Annotated in this window: 13 protein-coding genes; 2 read left to right on the top strand and 11 right to left on the bottom strand. The window is 72.5% G+C overall.

Features of this window, described 5'->3' with window-relative positions:
- Positions 1–16: 16 nt before the first annotated feature.
- The 9 genes from ABZ904_RS36950 to hrcA form a co-directional block, all read right to left on the bottom strand.
- Entirely contained in the window at positions 17–922 is a 906-nt protein-coding gene (locus ABZ904_RS36950; RefSeq protein WP_359391082.1) for a ribonuclease Z, read from the bottom strand.
- A 6-nt stretch (positions 923–928) separates the two neighbouring features.
- Positions 929–1,282 (bottom strand): histidine triad nucleotide-binding protein, encoded by a 354-nt coding sequence (locus ABZ904_RS36945; RefSeq protein WP_359391174.1) that lies wholly within the window; start codon positions 1,280–1,282, stop codon positions 929–931.
- 142 nt (positions 1,283–1,424) lie between these two features.
- The gene (locus ABZ904_RS36940) at positions 1,425–4,631 is read right to left on the bottom strand and encodes a S41 family peptidase (RefSeq protein ID WP_361828493.1); all 3,207 of its coding nucleotides are present in this window, start codon (positions 4,629–4,631) and stop codon (positions 1,425–1,427) included.
- A 71-nt stretch (positions 4,632–4,702) separates the two neighbouring features.
- Entirely contained in the window at positions 4,703–5,185 is a 483-nt protein-coding gene (locus tag ABZ904_RS36935) for a hypothetical protein (protein WP_360997736.1), read from the bottom strand.
- Positions 5,186–5,392: 207 nt separating this feature from the next.
- A complete protein-coding gene (locus tag ABZ904_RS36930; protein WP_361828490.1) occupies positions 5,393–5,785 on the bottom strand; it encodes a VOC family protein in 393 nt (130 codons plus the stop codon).
- Between the two features lie 15 nt (positions 5,786–5,800).
- Positions 5,801–6,541 (bottom strand): 16S rRNA (uracil(1498)-N(3))-methyltransferase, encoded by a 741-nt coding sequence (locus ABZ904_RS36925; protein WP_359391075.1) that lies wholly within the window; start codon positions 6,539–6,541, stop codon positions 5,801–5,803.
- A complete protein-coding gene (locus ABZ904_RS36920; protein ID WP_359391073.1) occupies positions 6,538–7,611 on the bottom strand; it encodes a nitronate monooxygenase in 1,074 nt (357 codons plus the stop codon). The genes ABZ904_RS36925 and ABZ904_RS36920 overlap by 4 nt, the downstream gene beginning before the upstream one ends.
- A gap of 327 nt (positions 7,612–7,938) precedes the next feature.
- Positions 7,939–9,075, bottom strand: a complete 1,137-nt coding sequence (gene dnaJ, locus ABZ904_RS36915) for a molecular chaperone DnaJ (RefSeq protein ID WP_360997639.1) — start codon at positions 9,073–9,075, stop codon at positions 7,939–7,941.
- Complete coding sequence (gene hrcA, locus ABZ904_RS36910) at positions 9,076–10,095, bottom strand: heat-inducible transcriptional repressor HrcA (RefSeq protein WP_359391069.1); 1,020 nt, start codon at positions 10,093–10,095, stop codon at positions 9,076–9,078. It lies immediately after the preceding gene.
- Positions 10,096–10,288: 193 nt separating this feature from the next.
- Here hrcA and ABZ904_RS36905 point away from each other — a divergent pair, with 193 nt between their 5' ends.
- Both ABZ904_RS36905 and ABZ904_RS36900 read left to right on the top strand, forming a co-directional pair.
- Complete coding sequence (locus tag ABZ904_RS36905) at positions 10,289–11,023, top strand: MBL fold metallo-hydrolase (protein WP_359391067.1); 735 nt, start codon at positions 10,289–10,291, stop codon at positions 11,021–11,023.
- Positions 11,024–11,057: 34 nt separating this feature from the next.
- Positions 11,058–11,861: a DUF3097 domain-containing protein gene (locus tag ABZ904_RS36900; RefSeq protein ID WP_359391065.1), complete on the top strand. Its 804-nt coding sequence runs from the start codon at positions 11,058–11,060 to the stop codon at positions 11,859–11,861.
- A 69-nt stretch (positions 11,862–11,930) separates the two neighbouring features.
- Here the strand turns inward: ABZ904_RS36900 and hemW are convergent, their stop codons facing one another.
- Together hemW and ABZ904_RS36890 are read right to left on the bottom strand one after the other, a co-directional pair.
- On the bottom strand, positions 11,931–13,163 hold the full coding sequence (gene hemW / locus ABZ904_RS36895; protein WP_359391063.1) for a radical SAM family heme chaperone HemW: 1,233 nt from the start codon (positions 13,161–13,163) through the stop codon (positions 11,931–11,933).
- 52 nt (positions 13,164–13,215) lie between these two features.
- Positions 13,216–15,156, bottom strand: a complete 1,941-nt coding sequence (locus ABZ904_RS36890) for a SpoIIE family protein phosphatase (protein WP_359391061.1) — start codon at positions 15,154–15,156, stop codon at positions 13,216–13,218.
- Positions 15,157–15,580 lie beyond the last annotated feature (424 nt).

Below are 15,580 nucleotides of genomic sequence, written 5' to 3'. Positions count from 1 at the left end.
GCATCGTAAGGCCCGGTCAGGCGCGTTTCGGGACAGGCACCCTGAGCAGGTCGTGCGCCACGGTCAGCTCCCCTTCGAAGCCGGCGGCCCGGGCCTGCCGCTCGAACTCCTCGGGCTCCGAATAGCGCTGGCTGAAGTGGGTGAGGACCAGATGCCGCACGCCGGCCTCCTGGGCCACCCGAGCCGCCTGACCGGTCGTCAGATGACCGTGCTCGGCCGCGAGTTCCTCGTCCTCGTCGAGAAAGGTGGACTCGATGACGAGCATGTCGCAGCCCTCGGCGAGGGCGTGCACCCCGTCGCACAGCCTGGTGTCCATGACGAACGCGAACCGCTGACCGCGCCGTGGCTCACTCACGGCTTCCAGCGGGACCCCGCCCAGGGAGCCCTCGCGCTGGATTCGGCCCACGTCAGGGCCCTTGATCCCGTACTCCGCGAGCCGCTCGGGCAGTATCCGCCGCCCGTCGGGCTCGACGAGCCGGTACCCGAACGACTCCACGGGGTGGGACAGCCGGCGGGTTTCGAGCGTGTACGCGGGGGTCGTCGCGAGCACCCCGTCCTCGGCGACCGGTTCCTCGGCCAGCTGCGCGGTCTCCCGGTAGGCCGTCGCGTACCGCAGCCGCTCGAAGAAGAGCTGCCCGGACCGCGGATAGTGCGCGGTGATCCTGTGCGGCACCCTGTCCAGGTTGATCCGCTGGATGACCCCGGCCAGCCCCAGCGAATGGTCTCCGTGGAAGTGGGTGATGCAGATCCGGCGCAGGTCGTGAGCGGCGACCCCGGCCCGGAGCATCTGCCGCTGGGTGCCCTCACCGGGATCGAAGAGGATGCCCTCCCCGTCCCACCGCAGCAGGTAGCCGTTGTGGTTGCGCTGCCGGGTCGGGACCTGGCTGGCGGTGCCCAGGACCACCAGTTCACGTGCGGACACGGCGCCTTACCCGGGGGGCCACTGCATGCCACGGCCGCCGAGAACGTGGCCGTGCGCGTGCCAGACGGTCTGTCCTGCGCCGCTGCCGGTGTTGAAGACGACGCGGTAGCTCTCGAGCTTCTCCTGCGCGGCGACCTCGCCGGCCTCGTGCAGCAGGTCGGCGGCGATGGCCGGTTCGGCGGCGGCGAGGGAGGCGATGTCCGGGTAGTGGACCCGGGGAATGATCAGTATGTGGGTCGGCGCCTGGGGGTTGATGTCCTGGAAGGCGACGGTGGTGTCGGTCTCCCGGACGATCGTCGCCGGGATGTGCCCCGCGATGATCTTGCAGAACAGGCAGTCGTCCTGCGGCTCTCCCGCCATGGGTGCCTCCTCGCGCAGACTGATCATGACGACGGCATCGTATCGGCCTTCCGTGCCCGCCCGGAGAGGGGCGGGCACGGAAGGCCGACGCCGTGCGGCGGACCGGGCGCGTCCCTACGCCGGTGCCGCGGCCGGCGACGGATCACAGCGGCGGCAGCTCCGGCGGGGTCTTCGACGGGTGTTCCTCCAGTGCGGCCAGCGCCCTCCGCACCGCCTCGTCCAGCTGGGCGTCCCGTCCGGCCGCGTAGTCCTGCGGAGCCTGGACCACCTCGACGTCCGGATCGACCCCGTGGTTCTCCACGCCCCACCCGTAACCCTCCAGCCAGAACGCGTACTTCGGCTGGGTCACCAGCGTGCCGTCCACGAGCCGGTACTTGCTGTCGATGCCGATGACGCCGCCCCAGGTGCGGGTCCCGACGACCGTTCCGATCCCGAGCGCCTTGATCGCCGCGTTCACGATGTCCCCGTCCGAGCCGGAGAACTCGTTGGCGACGGCGACGACGGGCCCGCGCGGGGCGTCCTCGGGGTAGCTGTACGCCCGCAGCCCACGCGGGAGGTCCCATCCGACGATCCGCCGCGCGAGCTTCTCCACGACCAACTGCGAGGTGTGCCCGCCCCGGTTCTCGCGGACGTCCACCACCAGCCCCTCCCGGGCGACCTCGATCCGCAGGTCGCGGTGGATCTGGGCCCAGCCGGGCGCCTGCATGTCCGGCACATGCAGATAGCCGAGCCGCCCACCGGACTGCTCGTGCACGTACGCCCGCCGGTCCGCCACCCACGCGTGGTACCTGAGCGGTTCCTCGTCCGCGATCGGCACGACGACGACGTGCCGCGGATCGCCGCCGCCCGCCGGTGAGACCGTCAGCTCCACCGGTGTGCCCGCCGTGCCGACCAGCAGCGGCCCGGGCCCGGTCACCGGGTCCACCGGCTGACCGCCGACCGCGATGATCGCGTCCCCGGCCCGTACGGCGACGCCGGGCGCCGCCAGTGGCGCGTGGGCGGCCGGGTCGGAGGTCTCCGAGGGCAGCACGCGGTCGATCCGCCAGCCGCCGTCCTCGTGGCGGGAGATGTCGGCCCCGAGGAGCCCCTGCCGCCGGTCCCCGCCGGGCCCGTGGCCGTTCGGGGTGACGTACGCGTGCGAGGTGCCGAGCTCTCCCTGGACCTCCCAGAGGAGGTCCACGAGGTCGTCGTGCGTGGCGACCCGGGCGATCACCGGCCGGTACCGGTCCAGTACGCCCTGCCAGTCGACCCCGTTCAGGTCGGCCCGCCAGAAGTTGTCCCGCATCAGGCGGCCGGTCTCGTCGTACATCTGCCGCCACTCGGCCGCGGGGTCGACCGTCTGCCGTACCCGCGACAGGTCGACGGTGACGTTCGCGTCGCTGTCGTCGTCGTTGGGGGCCCGCCGGTCGCTCGGCACGACCTTGAGCTTGCCGTCGGTCCACAGCAGCACCCGCTTGCCGTCACCGCTGACCGCGAACTGGTCGGCGTCCGCGGCGAGGTGCTCGATGCGCTGCTGGACGAGGTCGTAGCGCTCCAGTTCCGTCTTGGGGTCCGGATCGTCGGGCGTGGCGCGCGAGGCACCGAGCACCCCGCGCACCGGGTGCCGCAGCCACAGCACCCCGTCCTTGGCGGCCCGCAGCCCGGAGTAGCGCGCGGCCTCGACCGGGAAGGGCACGATCCGGTCGGCCAGCCCGTCCAGGTCGATCCGGGTCGTGGGTGCGCCCTCGCTGTCAGGCGTCTCGTCCTTCTCGGGCGCCGCGAGGGGACGGCCGTGGCGCTGCGGCCCGAAGGGGGACGGGGTGGTCGCGGCGAGGGTGATCAGGTGCGGCCGCGAGCCGCCCACGAACGCCAGGTCGAAGACGTGTTCGTCGTAGACCGGGTCGAAGGAGCGTGCCGAGAGGAACGCCAGGTGCTTGCCGTCCAGGGTGAACGCCGGTGAATAGTCCCGGAAGCGCAGCGGGGTCGCCTCCGTCACCGAAAGGTCGGCGGTGTTGGCGAGCTTGAGGTGGCGCAGCGGGCGCGGACCGGGGTGCGACCAGGCGAGCCACGCCGAGTCCGGCGAGAAGACGAGCCCGGTGACCTCCCCGTCCTCACTGCGGTCGACCTCGCGCACCTCACCGCTGTCCCGCTCGACGAGCAGCACCCGTCCGTCGTGTGCCGCGACCGCGACCCGGCTGCCGTCGGGCGCCACCGCGAGCCCCAGCACCCGTCCCAGCCGCCCGGCCGCGAGCCGGCGCGGGACGGCACCGGGCAGCAGGCCGGTGGCGGGCGCGAACTCCAGCGCGTCCTCGCCCTCCGCGTCCGTCACCCACACCACCCACTCCTCGCCGTCGGCGCGGAAGGCGCGCGGCAGCCGGGCCCGTACGCCGGGTTCGGCGGCGAGCGCGCGGGCGGGGCCCGAGCGGTGGGTGACCCAGTGGACGGCACCGCGTACGGAGACCGCGCTGCCGCGCCCGGTGTGGTCGGGCGAGGCGGCTCCGAACCAGCGGGCGGCGCTCACGGGGTAGGGCTGGACGTCGACGCGCTGGCCGCCGAGCCGGATGTCCAGCCGCCGGGGCTCGGCCCCCTCCAGGTCGTCGAGGAGCCAGAGTTCACCGGCGGCCACGTACACGACACGGGTGCCGTCGGTGGCGGCGTGCCGGGCGAAGAAACCGTCGAGCGGGGTGTGCCGCCGCAGGTCCGACCCGTCGGCGAGCGACGAGTACACCGCCCCGGTGCCCTCGTGGTCGCAGAGGAAGGCTATGCGCTCGCCCACCCACGCCGGGTACTCGATGTTCCCGTCGAGGTCCTCGTGCAGCCGTACGAACTCGCCCTCGCCCTCCCGGTCGATCCACAGCTTGCCCGCGGTGCCGCCCCGGTACCGCTTCCAGTGGGCGGCCTCACGGCCCATGGGCGCCGACAGCAGTACCGTGGCCGGACCGTGGGCGACCTCGCCGACGGGGCCGTACGGCAGTGTGGTGGCCGGTCCGCCGTCGAGCGGTACGGTGCGCGCCCAGGTGCGGCGCAGCGAGGCCTGGCCGACCGTGCTCAGGGCGAGCACCTCGCCCTCACGGGTCCAGCCGCGCACCTGGGTCTTCGAACTGCCCCAGTGCGTCAGGCGCTTGGCGGGGCCGCCGTCGATCGGGGCGATATGGACCTCGGGCGCGCCGTCGCGGGTCGAGGTCCACGCGACGGTCGTACCGTCCGGGGATATCCGGGGATGGTTGACCGGGACGTTGTCGGCGCTGACCCGCCAGGCGCGGCCGCCGTCGAGGGGAGCGACCCAGACGTCGTCCTCGGCGGTGAAGGCGACCAACTCGCCGTGCAGATGCGGGAACCGTAGATACGCGCGCGATGCGGACTGAGTCACCAGGTCACCCTAAGCAGCGATCCCGCTCTCGAACAGGGGTTTACCTCACATGATCCGGTCCCGTGCATCCGTCACTTGCCCCGCACCGGCCAGCAGGTGGGATCGCCCTGGCACCAGATCGTCCTCGTCACGGTGACAGTGGGGCCGGGCTGCCCGGGCGCGGTCGGCTGGAAGGAGACGGGCGGCGTCGGTGTGGCCGCGTGGCAGTCGCCGAGGCCCCGGACGTGGAACACCTGCCTGCCGCCCACCGTGGCCCTCAAGTCCCCGCGCACGCACGCGCCGTCGACGGCACGGGTGACGCGGCCCTTGACGGTGATGTCCCTGTCGTCGTCCGTGCGCCCCTGACAGTCGACGGTGACGACGGTGGTCTCGGAGGGCGCGGGCGTCCTCCCGGACACGGCGCTCCTGCCGCCGTTGCCGTAGGTGCCCGTACAGCTGAGCCAGCGCACCTTCACATGCTGCCGCTCCAACTCCTGGGTGGCGGTCCGGTCGGTCGTGTACGCCACCGAGACGGAACCGAGATCGCCGGGCTGGCAGGCCACGACTCCGCCCATGACGGCCGCCACGACGCCGGTGACCACCACGGCCCGCCGCCTCGCCGGCCGCCGCCCAATACGTCTCAATGCCACCATGGACGGCAGATTGCCACCCTCGCGCGGTCGACGGTAGGGCGCATACGGCCACCCGGGGGCCCGTGTTCCCCGGTGCGAGCAGCGGTTCCGATGGGGCGGAATCGCTGCGTGCCCTCTGCCGACGCGCCGTCAGGGGCGGAGCAGCAGCCACTCCTGAAGCTCGATCAGGTTCCCCTCGGGATCCCCGAGATGGGCGACACGCATGCGGTCGGTCATCGGGGCCGGACCGTGCACCAGTTCGGCGCCGCGGGACGTCGCCTGCTCGCAGTACGCGTCCAGGCCGTCCACGCGCAGCACCACCAGTGAGCGGTGGCCCACCGGCTCCTCACCCAGTTCGCCGAGGATCCCGGCCATCATCGCCCGGTCCTGCAGCGCGATGCCCACCGAGCCGGTGGCGGGGCTGAACTTCTCGTAGGGCCCGTTCACCGCCCCCGACTGGGGTTCGAGGCCGAGGACCTCGGCGTAGAACCGGTAGCAGCGGGAGAAGTCGGTGACCAGCAGCCGTACTTGGGCGAGTTCCACGGTGTTCCCCGGATGTCAGGACCAGCGGCCCGTTCGGCCGAGCAGCAGCGCCGCCGCCACGGTCCCCGCGGTCGATGTCCGCAGGACGGTATGCCCCAGCCGGAACGCCCGCGCCCCCGACTCCCCGAACTGCGCCAGCTCCTCCGGGGCGACGCCTCCCTCGGGTCCGACGACCAGCACGATCTCACCACGGGTGGGGAGCTCCACGGTCGCCAGGGGCTCGTCGCCGCTCTCGTGCAGGACCGCGGCGAAATCGGCTTCGGCGAGGAGTGCCGCGACCTGCTTGGTGGTCGCCGCGTCCGCGACCTCGGGGAAGCGCACGCGGCGGGACTGCTTGCCCGCCTCCCGGGCGGTCGCCCGCCATTTGCCGAGCGCCTTGAGCCCGCGGTCGCCCTTCCACTGCGTGATGCACCGGGACGCCGCCCACGGGACGATCGCGTCCACCCCGACCTCGGTCATGGTCTCCACGGCCAACTCGCCCCGGTCGCCCTTGGGCAGGGCCTGAACGACGGTGATACGAACGGGCGCCGGGGGCTCCTCGTGCAGGGACTCCAGGTCCATGACCACCAGCCGGTCCTTGCCCTCGGCCGCCTTCACCACCCCTTCGGTCCACCGTCCGCGCCCGTCGGTGAGGACCACGTCCTCACCGGGCCGCAGCCGCTTCACCGAGACGGCATGCCGCCCCTCCGGCCCGTCGAGTACGAACTCCGGCCCGATTCCGTCGAGTTGGTCCACGACGAAGACGGGAGCCGTCATCGCCCGGCACCTCCCCTCGACAACGCTGTCGCGGCCGCTAGTTCCGCCGCGAGCACCTCCACCAGCTGCGCGGCGGGCAGTTCGCGGGCCAGACGGTGCCCCTGCCCGGCCCACAGCCCCATGCCCTGCGCGTCACCCGCCTTGGCGGCCGCCTTGCGCAGCGTCGAGGTGAGGTGGTTGATCTCGGGGTACGCGGCGGGCGCGTAAGGCCCGTGCTCGCGCATGAACCGGTTGAGCAGACCGCGTGCCGGGCGTCCGGAGAACGCCCGCGTCAGCTCCGTGCGGACGAAGAGGGGGTCGGTCAGCGCCTGCTTGTGCAGGGGGTGCGCGCCGGATTCGGGCGTGGCCAGGAACGCGGTGCCGAGCTGCGCCGCGCTCGCGCCCGCCGCGAGCACCGCGGCGATCTGGCTGCCGCGCATGATGCCGCCGGCCGCCACGATCGGGATCCGTACGGCCTCGCGCACCTGCCCGACGAGCGAGAGCAGTCCGATGCCGGACCCGTCGTTCTCCTGGATGTCCCGGTGGGTGCCCTGGTGGCCGCCGGCCTCGACACCCTGCACGATCACCGCGTCGGCGCCCGCCTCCTGCACCGCGAGGGCCTCGTCCGCGGTCGTCGCGGTGACCAGCGTGAACGTGCCCACACGCCGAAGGGAGTCCAGGGCCGCAGGCTCGGGCACCCCGAAGTGGAAGGAGACCGCGGGAACCGGGTTGTCGAGGAGGACGGCCAGCTTGGCGTCGTAGCCGTCGTCGCGGCTGCTGTCGGGATCGCCCAGTTCGGTCTCGTACCAGGCGGCCTCGCCGGCTAGCTGCTCGGCGTAGACCTCGACGGCGGCGCGGTCGCAGTGGTCGGGCTGCGGCATGAACAGGTTCACCCCGAAGGCGCTGCCCGTCAGCCCCCTGAGCTGCTTGATCTCCTGGTACATCCCGTCGGCGGTCTTGTAGCCGGCGGCGAGGAACCCCAGGCCGCCGGCGTCGGACACGGCCGCGGCGAGAGCGGGGACGGAGACGCCGCCCGCCATGGGGGCCTGCACGATCGGATGGCGGAGAAGATCGGTCAGCGCGGAGGACATGACGGCATGTTGCCACGTCCTTGGAACAAGTCCGAATCCGGCCGTCCTCTGGCATATGCCAGGGGAAGAGGCAGCGGGTCAGAGGTGGTGGCCGGGCGTCCGCGGGCGGCTCGATCCGGTCCGCGAGCGGCACGATTCAGCCCAGTCCAGGCGCAACCGGCCCGTCATGGAGTCCCCCCGCTCGAGCGGGGTCGAGAGTGGGGGATCGAGGACGAGGCCGTTCAGACCGAAGCGCGAGCTTCGGCGCGACAGCCTGGGGGCGGCAGCCTCCGGTACGGCCACCCCGGCGCCGGGTGTGTCACCGACGCCGGGTGGCCACTCCACGGGTCAGCGCCCGTTGAACGCGTCCTTCAGCCGCGAGAACAGTCCCTGCTGTCCCGGCTGGAAATGGCCCTGAGGGCGCTCCTCGCCGCGCAGCTGCGCCAACTCCCTGAGGAGCCGCTCCTGTTCGGGGTCCAGCTTCGACGGGGTCTGCACCTCGACGTGCACGACCAGGTCGCCCCGGCCGCCGCCGCGCAGATGCGTGACACCGCGGCTGTGCAGCGGGATCGACTGCCCGGACTGGGTGCCGGGACGGATGTCGACCTCTTCCAGGCCGTCCAGCGTCTCCAGCGGGACCTTGGTGCCGAGGGCGGCCGCCGTCATCGGGATGGTGACCGTGCAGTGCAGGTCGTCACCGCGACGCTGGAAGACCGAATGCGGCAGTTCGTGGATCTCGACGTACAGGTCGCCGGCGGGACCGCCACCGGGGCCGACCTCGCCCTCGCCCGCGAGCTGGATCCGCGTGCCGTTGTCGACACCCGCGGGGATCTTGACCGTGAGCGTCCGGCGCGAGCGCACCCGTCCGTCGCCCGCGCACTCCGGGCACGGGTTCGGGACGATGGTGCCGAAGCCCTGGCACTGGGGGCACGGCCGGGAGGTCATGACCTGGCCCAGGAAGGACCGCGTGACCTGGGAGACCTCACCGCGGCCGCGGCACATGTCACAGGTCTGCGCGGATGTGCCGGGCGCCGCGCCCTCACCGTTGCAGGTGTTGCAGACGACGGCCGTGTCGACCTGGATGTCCTTCGTCGTGCCGAAGGCGGCCTCGTCGAGCTCGATGTCGAGCCGGATCATGGCGTCCTGCCCCCGGCGGGTGCGCGAGCGCGGTCCGCGCTGCGACGCCGTGCCGAAGAACGCGTCCATGATGTCGGAGAAGTTTCCGAAGCCGCCCGCACCGAAGCCGCCCGCACCGGCCGCGCCCGACTGGGACAGGGGGTCGCCGCCGAGGTCGTAGACCTGCTTCTTCTGCGGGTCCGAGAGGACCTCGTAGGCGGCGTTGATCTCCTTGAACCGCTCCTGCGTCTTGGGATCGGGATTGACGTCCGGGTGCAGCTCGCGGGCGAGCCGACGGAATGCCTTCTTGATCTCATCCTGCGACGCGTCGCGGCGCACGCCGAGTACGGCGTAGTAGTCCGTGGCCACTTACGACTCCGCCAGGATCTGTCCGACGTACCGTGCCACCGCTCGTACCGCTCCCATCGTTCCCGGGTAATCCATGCGGGTCGGTCCGACCACGCCGAGTTTCGCTACTGCTTCGCCGCCCGAACCGTAGCCCACCGAGACGATGGACGTGGAGTTGAGTCCCTCGTGGGCGTTCTCGTGGCCGATACGCACGCGCATGGCCGAATCCTTCGCCTCTCCCAGCAACTTGAGCAGCACGACCTGTTCCTCGAGTGCCTCGAGGACGGGACGGATGGTGAGAGGGAAGTCATGCGCGAAGCGGGTGAGATTGGCGGTGCCGCCGATGATCAGCCGCTCCTCGGTCTCCTCCACGAGCGTCTCCAGAAGGGTGGAGAGCACCGTCGAGACCGTGCCGCGGTCCTCCGGTTCGTCGAAGGCCTCCGGCAGGTCCTGGACCAGCTGCGGAACGTCCGCGAAGCGGCGGCCCACGACCCTGCTGTTGAGACGCGCGCGCAGATCGGCGAGAGACGTCTCTCCGAACGGCGCCGGGCAGTCGATCATGCGCTGCTCGACCCGGCCGGTGTCCGTGATCAGCACGAGCATCAGCCGCGCGGGTGCCATCGACAGCAGCTCCACATGGCGCACCGTCGAGCGCGTCAGGGACGGGTACTGCACGACGGCGACCTGCCGGGTGAGCTGTGCGAGCAGCCGCACGGTGCGCGTCACCACGTCGTCGAGGTCGACCGCGCCCTCCAGGAAGTTCTGGATCGCGCGCCGCTCGGGCGGGCTCATCGGCTTGACGGCCGCGAGCTTGTCCACGAAGAGGCGGTAGCCCTTGTCCGTGGGGATGCGTCCGGCGCTGGTGTACGGCTGGGCGATGTACCCCTCCTCCTCCAGCGCGGCCATGTCGTTGCGGACGGTGGCCGGGGAGACACCGAGCTGGTGCCGCTCGGTGAGCGCCTTGGAACCCACCGGCTCCTCGGTACCGACGTAGTCCTGGACGATGGCGCGCAGCACTTCGAGCCTGCGTTCACTGAGCATCGCGCACACCTCCAGCGATTCGTCCCCTTGACGCTCCCCTGGCACTCTGCGTGTACGAGTGCCAGCATCCCGGAGCAAGTGTACGGCGGTCGGGTACGCACCCGGCAAGGCCGGGCGGCGCCGTCGTACCGACGTGTACCGACCTGTCCTGGGCTGTCCTCCCGGATCGGGCGCCTGCCGATAGCGTCGGCGCATGACGGTGCTGTGGGAAGGGTCCGGGTGGGAGGCGCTCGGTCCGGGAGCGGGGCGCACGCGGCTTCCGGGCTGGGACTGCACGGCGGGACTGGTGGTCGGCGAGCACGGGGCGCTGATGGTCGACGCGGGCTCCGGCCCGGGCGAGGGCGCGCGGTTGCGTACCGAGGCGCTGCGGCTGCTCTCGACCCTCGGCGGGGACCGGCGTGTGACCCATCTCGCGCTCACCCACCCCCACTTCGACCATGTCTTCGGTGCGGCGGCCTTCGCGGACGCCGAGGTGTTCGGCGCGGCGGGCATCGACACGGTGCTCGTCCACGAGCGCAGCGAACTGGTCGCGGACGCGGTGCGCAACGGCCTGGACGCGGACGTGGCGGCCGAGGCGGCGGACCTCCTGGTGCCTCCGCGCCATCAGGTCTCGGGCGAGTGGACCCTGGACCTCGGCGGGCTGCGGGTGCTGCTGGCGAACGTGGGACCCGCCCACACGGCCCACGACCTCGTCGTCCTCGTCCCCGGGGAGCGGGACGTCGTCTTCTGCGGCGACCTCGTGGAGGAGTCGGGCGAACCCCAGGCGGGCCCGGACGCGGCGCCCTCCCACTGGCCTGCGGCTCTGGACCGGCTGCTGGAGCTGGGCGGGGAGGACGCGGTGTACGTGCCCGGACACGGCGCGGTGGTGGACGCGGGGTTCGTACGGGCGCAGCGCGACGAGTTGGCGGCACGTTTCGGCGTGTCGTAGAACCTGGCGTACGGCTTCTCCTATCGTCATCCGAATGCGCCAGTACTCGCCGGACCTGACTCCGCCGTGGAAGAAGCCCAAGCCCGTCCCAGAGGTCCCGGCGGATCCCGGTCTGGTGGTCGAGGAGCCGCGTACCGGCTTCTGCGGTGCGGTGATCCGCTGCGAGGCGGGCACGGTGACCCTGGAGGACCGCTTCGGCAAGCACCGGGTGTTCCCGCTGGAACCCGGGGGCTTCCTGCTGGAGGGCCGGGTGGTGACGCTGGTGCGCCCGTCGAAGATTCCGGCGCGTCCCACGCATACGGCCTCGGGCTCGGTGGCCGTCCCCGGGGCCCGCGCGCGAGTGGCCCGCGCCGGCCGTATCTACGTGGAGGGCCGCCACGACGCGGAACTGGTCGAGAAGGTGTGGGGCGACGACCTGCGCATCGAGGGCGTGGTGGTCGAGTACCTGGAGGGCGTCGACGACCTGCCGTCCATCGTGTCGTCCTTCGCGCCCGGCCCCGACGCCCGCCTCGGCGTGCTGGTGGACCATCTGGTCCCCGGCACCAAGGAGTGGCGCATCGCCGAGTCGGTGACGAGCGAGCACGCACTGGTGGTGGGCCACCCCTACATCGACATCTGGCAGGCGGTGAAGCCCGCCGCCCTGGGCATCCCGGAGTGGCCGCGCATCCCGCACGGACAGGACTGGAAGAAGGGCGTGTGCCGGGCCCTGGGCTGGCCGGAGAACACGGGCGAGGCGTGGCAGCGGATCCTGTCGCGGGTGCGGTCCTACAAGGACCTGGAGCCGGAGCTGCTGGGCCGCGTGGAGGAGCTGATCGACTTCGTCACGGCGAAACCGTGAGCGGCGGCAGCGTACGAACCAGGTGAGGGCTCGAACCGCTGCTCCGCGTTGGTTCCCCCGGCTGGGTGATCAGTCCACCAGGTCCCGTACCACCGCGTCCGCCAGCAGCCGTCCGCGCAGCGTCAGCACCGCTCGTCCCTCCCCGTACGGCTCCTCCTCCAGGAGCCCGTCCGCCAGGGCACGGCGCGACGCCGCCAGCCCCTCCTCCCGCAGCAGGGACAGCGGCACTCCCTCCCGCAGCCGCAGCTCCAGCAGGATGCGCTCCACCCGGCGGTCCTCCTCCGACAGGACCTCCCGTCCGGCGCCCGGCGACCGCCCCGCCGCCAGTGCTGCCGCGTACGCCCCCGGATGCTTCACGTTCCACCAGCGCACGCCGCCCACATGGCTGTGCGCGCCGGGGCCGGCGCCCCACCAGTCGGCGCCGCGCCAGTACAGCTCGTTGTGGAGGCAGCGACCCGCCTCGGACGTGGCCCAGTTCGAGACCTCGTACCAGTCGTAGCCCGCGGCCCCCAGCGCCTCGTCCGCGATCAGATAGCGGTCCGCGTGGACGTCGTCGTCCGTCATCGGGATCTCGCCCCGGCGGATGCGGCGCGCGAGCTGGGTGCCCTCCTCGACGATCAGCGCGTACGCCGATATGTGGTCGGGACCCGCGCCCAGCGCCGCGTCCAGCGATGCCCGCCAGTCGTCGTCCGACTCCCCCGGCGTGCCGTAGATCAGGTCCAGGTTCACATGCTCGAAGCCCGCCGCTCGCGCCTCGGCCACGCAGGCCTCGGGCCGGCCCGGGGTGTGCGTGCGGTCCAGGATCTTCAGGATGTGCGGGCGCGCGCTCTGCATGCCGAAGGAGATCCGGTTGAAGCCGCCCTCCCGGAGCGTGGCCAGATAGCGCTCGTCGACCGACTCCGGGTTCGCCTCCGTCGTCACCTCCGCGTCGTCCGCGAGCCCGAACTCGTCGCGGATCGACCCCAGCATCCGTACGAGATCCTCCGCGGCGAGCAGCGTCGGGGTGCCGCCCCCGACGAATACCGTGCGGACCTCGCGCGGGTCGTCGCCCAGCACCTTGCGGGACAGGCGGATCTCGTCGATCAGCGTCTCGGCGTAGTTGTCGCGGGACGCCAGCACTCCGCCCGTGCCGCGCAGCTCCGTCGCGGTGTAGGTGTTGAAGTCGCAGTAGCCGCAGCGCGTGGCGCAGTACGGCACGTGGAGGTAGAACCCGAGGGGGCGCTCGGCGGCTCCGGCCAGGGCGTGCGCGGGCAGCGCCCCGTCGTCGGGGACGGGCTCGCCGTCGGGGAGTGCGGAAGGCATGTCCTCCATTGTCCCGTACCGCCGGGACAACCCGGCTGTGCCGATGAGGCGCTCATTGCGCCTGCAGCACCAGCAGCGCCAGGTCGTCCTCGGGCGGCTGCTCGCCGAACTCGTGCACCAGCCTCCTGATCCGCTCCGCGATCAGCTCCGCGCTCAGCCCGGCGCAGCCCGCGAGCGCGGCGGCCAGCCCGTCCCCGTCGTCGAACTGGCGGGGGCCGCTGCGCCGCTCGGTCACCCCGTCCGTGACGCACAGCAGGCTGTCGCCGGGATGCAGCTCGAAGGTCTCGCAGGTGTACGCCACGTCCTCGACGACCCCGAGCAGCGTCTGCGACCGCCCCATGGCCCGTACGCCGCCGCTCGGGCCCAGCAGCAGCGGCAGCGGGTGCCCGGCGGCGGCCAGCGTGCAGCGCACTCCGCCCTCGAAGGGGACCAGCTCGCCGTACAGGAGCGAGAGGAAGCGGGCGTGCGGGCCGTCGTCGATGACCGGCACGGGCGCGCCCGCGGCCACCAGAGCCCGCGCCGCCGCGTCGGAGGCCTCCGTCGCATCGTCCAGCAGAAGCTGGTTGAGGCGGTCCAGCACGTCGGGGACCGCGTAGCCCTCGCGGGCCAGCAGCCGCAGCCAGGGCCGGGCCAGCCCGATCACGACGGCCGCCTCGGGACCCTTGCCCTGGACGTCGCCGAGCGCGAAGCACCAGCGTCCGGCGCCGGCCGGGAAGATGTCGTAGAAGTCGCCGCTCGGTCCGCCGCCCTTGTCGCAGGGCTCGTACACGAGCGCGCTGCGCACCCGGGGGATCTCGGCGACCGCGCCCGGCAGCAGCCCGCGCTGCAGCACCCGGCTGATGGTGGCCTGGCGTGCGTACTGCCGGGCCGCACCGATGGCCAGCGCCACCCGGCGGCTCAGGTCCTCCACGAGCCCGGTGATCTCGTCGGGGAAACGCAGCAGCCCGGCCCGCCCGATGACGAGCGTGCCCAGCGGCCGGCCGCCCGCGATCAGCCGGTACGCGAGCGCCGCCCCGGTCGCACCCCGCCGGCCGAGCGCCTCGCCCGGCCAGGGCACGGGCACCGCCCTGGAGCGCACCGCCTCGGGCAGCCGGGGCGGATCCTTCTCCAGGGCGAGGCGCAGTTCCTCGATGCGGTTCTCGCTGCCGTGCCAGACGCGCGCGAGCCGGGGCCCGGCGGCGATCGCTGCCTCGGGCCCGTGCCAGCCGGTCGCCTCGTCCTCCAGCCAGACCGCGCACCAGTCGGCGAGCCGCGGCACCAGGAGCTGTCCGGCGAGCGCGGCGACCAGGTCCTCGTCGAGCTGTCCGGCGAGCAGGTCGGAGGCCTCGGCGAGGAAGGAGAGCGCGCCGCGGCCCCGCCAGTCCCGGTCGTACACGGCGCGGGCCGGCTCGGTGAAGGCGTGGAGTTCGGGTCCGAGTATCTCGGCCGCGCTCAGCCCGCGTTCCAGGGCGCCGTCACCGGCGTAGGCCTCGAGCTCGTCGTCGGCCTCGAGGACGTGGTCGAGGGGCAGCAGTGCCCAGACCGTCTTGCTTCCGGTGCGGTAGGTGATCCCCCAGGCCGTGGACAGCGTGGACACGAGCCGCAGCCCGCGCCCGTACTCCGGTATGCCGTAGGTGCGTTCGGCGCCGTCGTCCCGTACCGCGCGGGAGGGGTGGTGGTCGGAGACCTCGACGACGAGTCCGGTCGGCTCGTCGTCCGTGTTCTCGAGACGGCAGGCCACGTCGACGTCCGTGCCCGCGTGCACGACGGCGTTGGTGACGAGCTCGCTGACGACCACCAGCGCGTCGTCGGTCAGCCGTTCCGTGAAGGTGTCGGGCTCGGCGGCCCGTGCCCAGTCGGACAGGGCGGCGTGCACCAGCCGGCGGGCCGAGCCGGCCGCGAGCGGTCCCCCTGGCAGCGTCGCACGCACCACCGAGTGCAGCCCCGCGCCTTCTTGCGCAGGCGCATCAGGGCCACGGGAGACGGTCTCCCGTTGCGTGGGAATGCCCCGCATGGACGGCTCCCCGAGCGGTTCGGACGATTACGCGTCTGACAATGCGGACAGAGTGACAGACCGGGCACACCCATAAGCGTCGAGTTACCGAAGTGGGTCGTCATGAGTGAGAACAGTGCTACAGATGTGTTCGAAGACGGACAGATTCGAGCATCGGAACGGCGCCCTTTGCTCATGACGAGGACAGCCACCCGGGCGGCGGCTCCAGATGCTGCCGAGGAGGGGCCGGGCCGGGGGGCCGCGCCGAGGCGCTGGTCCACCGCCGGGGCGGCGGCTCCCGGACCCGGCGGAGCGCCGCGATCACGTCGGAAAGCCGCGGCAGCCGGTGGCGGGGAACGTCAAGCGGTGCCGTCGCCACGACACGGACACCAACTACTACATGGACGCGACGCTGGCCTACCGACGGGCCTGCCTGAACGCCGTC

Origin of the sequence: Streptomyces sp. NPDC046900, from assembly GCF_040644975.1 — a bacterium.
In the GTDB taxonomy this organism is placed as follows: domain Bacteria; phylum Actinomycetota; class Actinomycetes; order Streptomycetales; family Streptomycetaceae; genus Streptomyces.
This window is presented reverse-complemented; position numbering and strand designations above follow the sequence as displayed.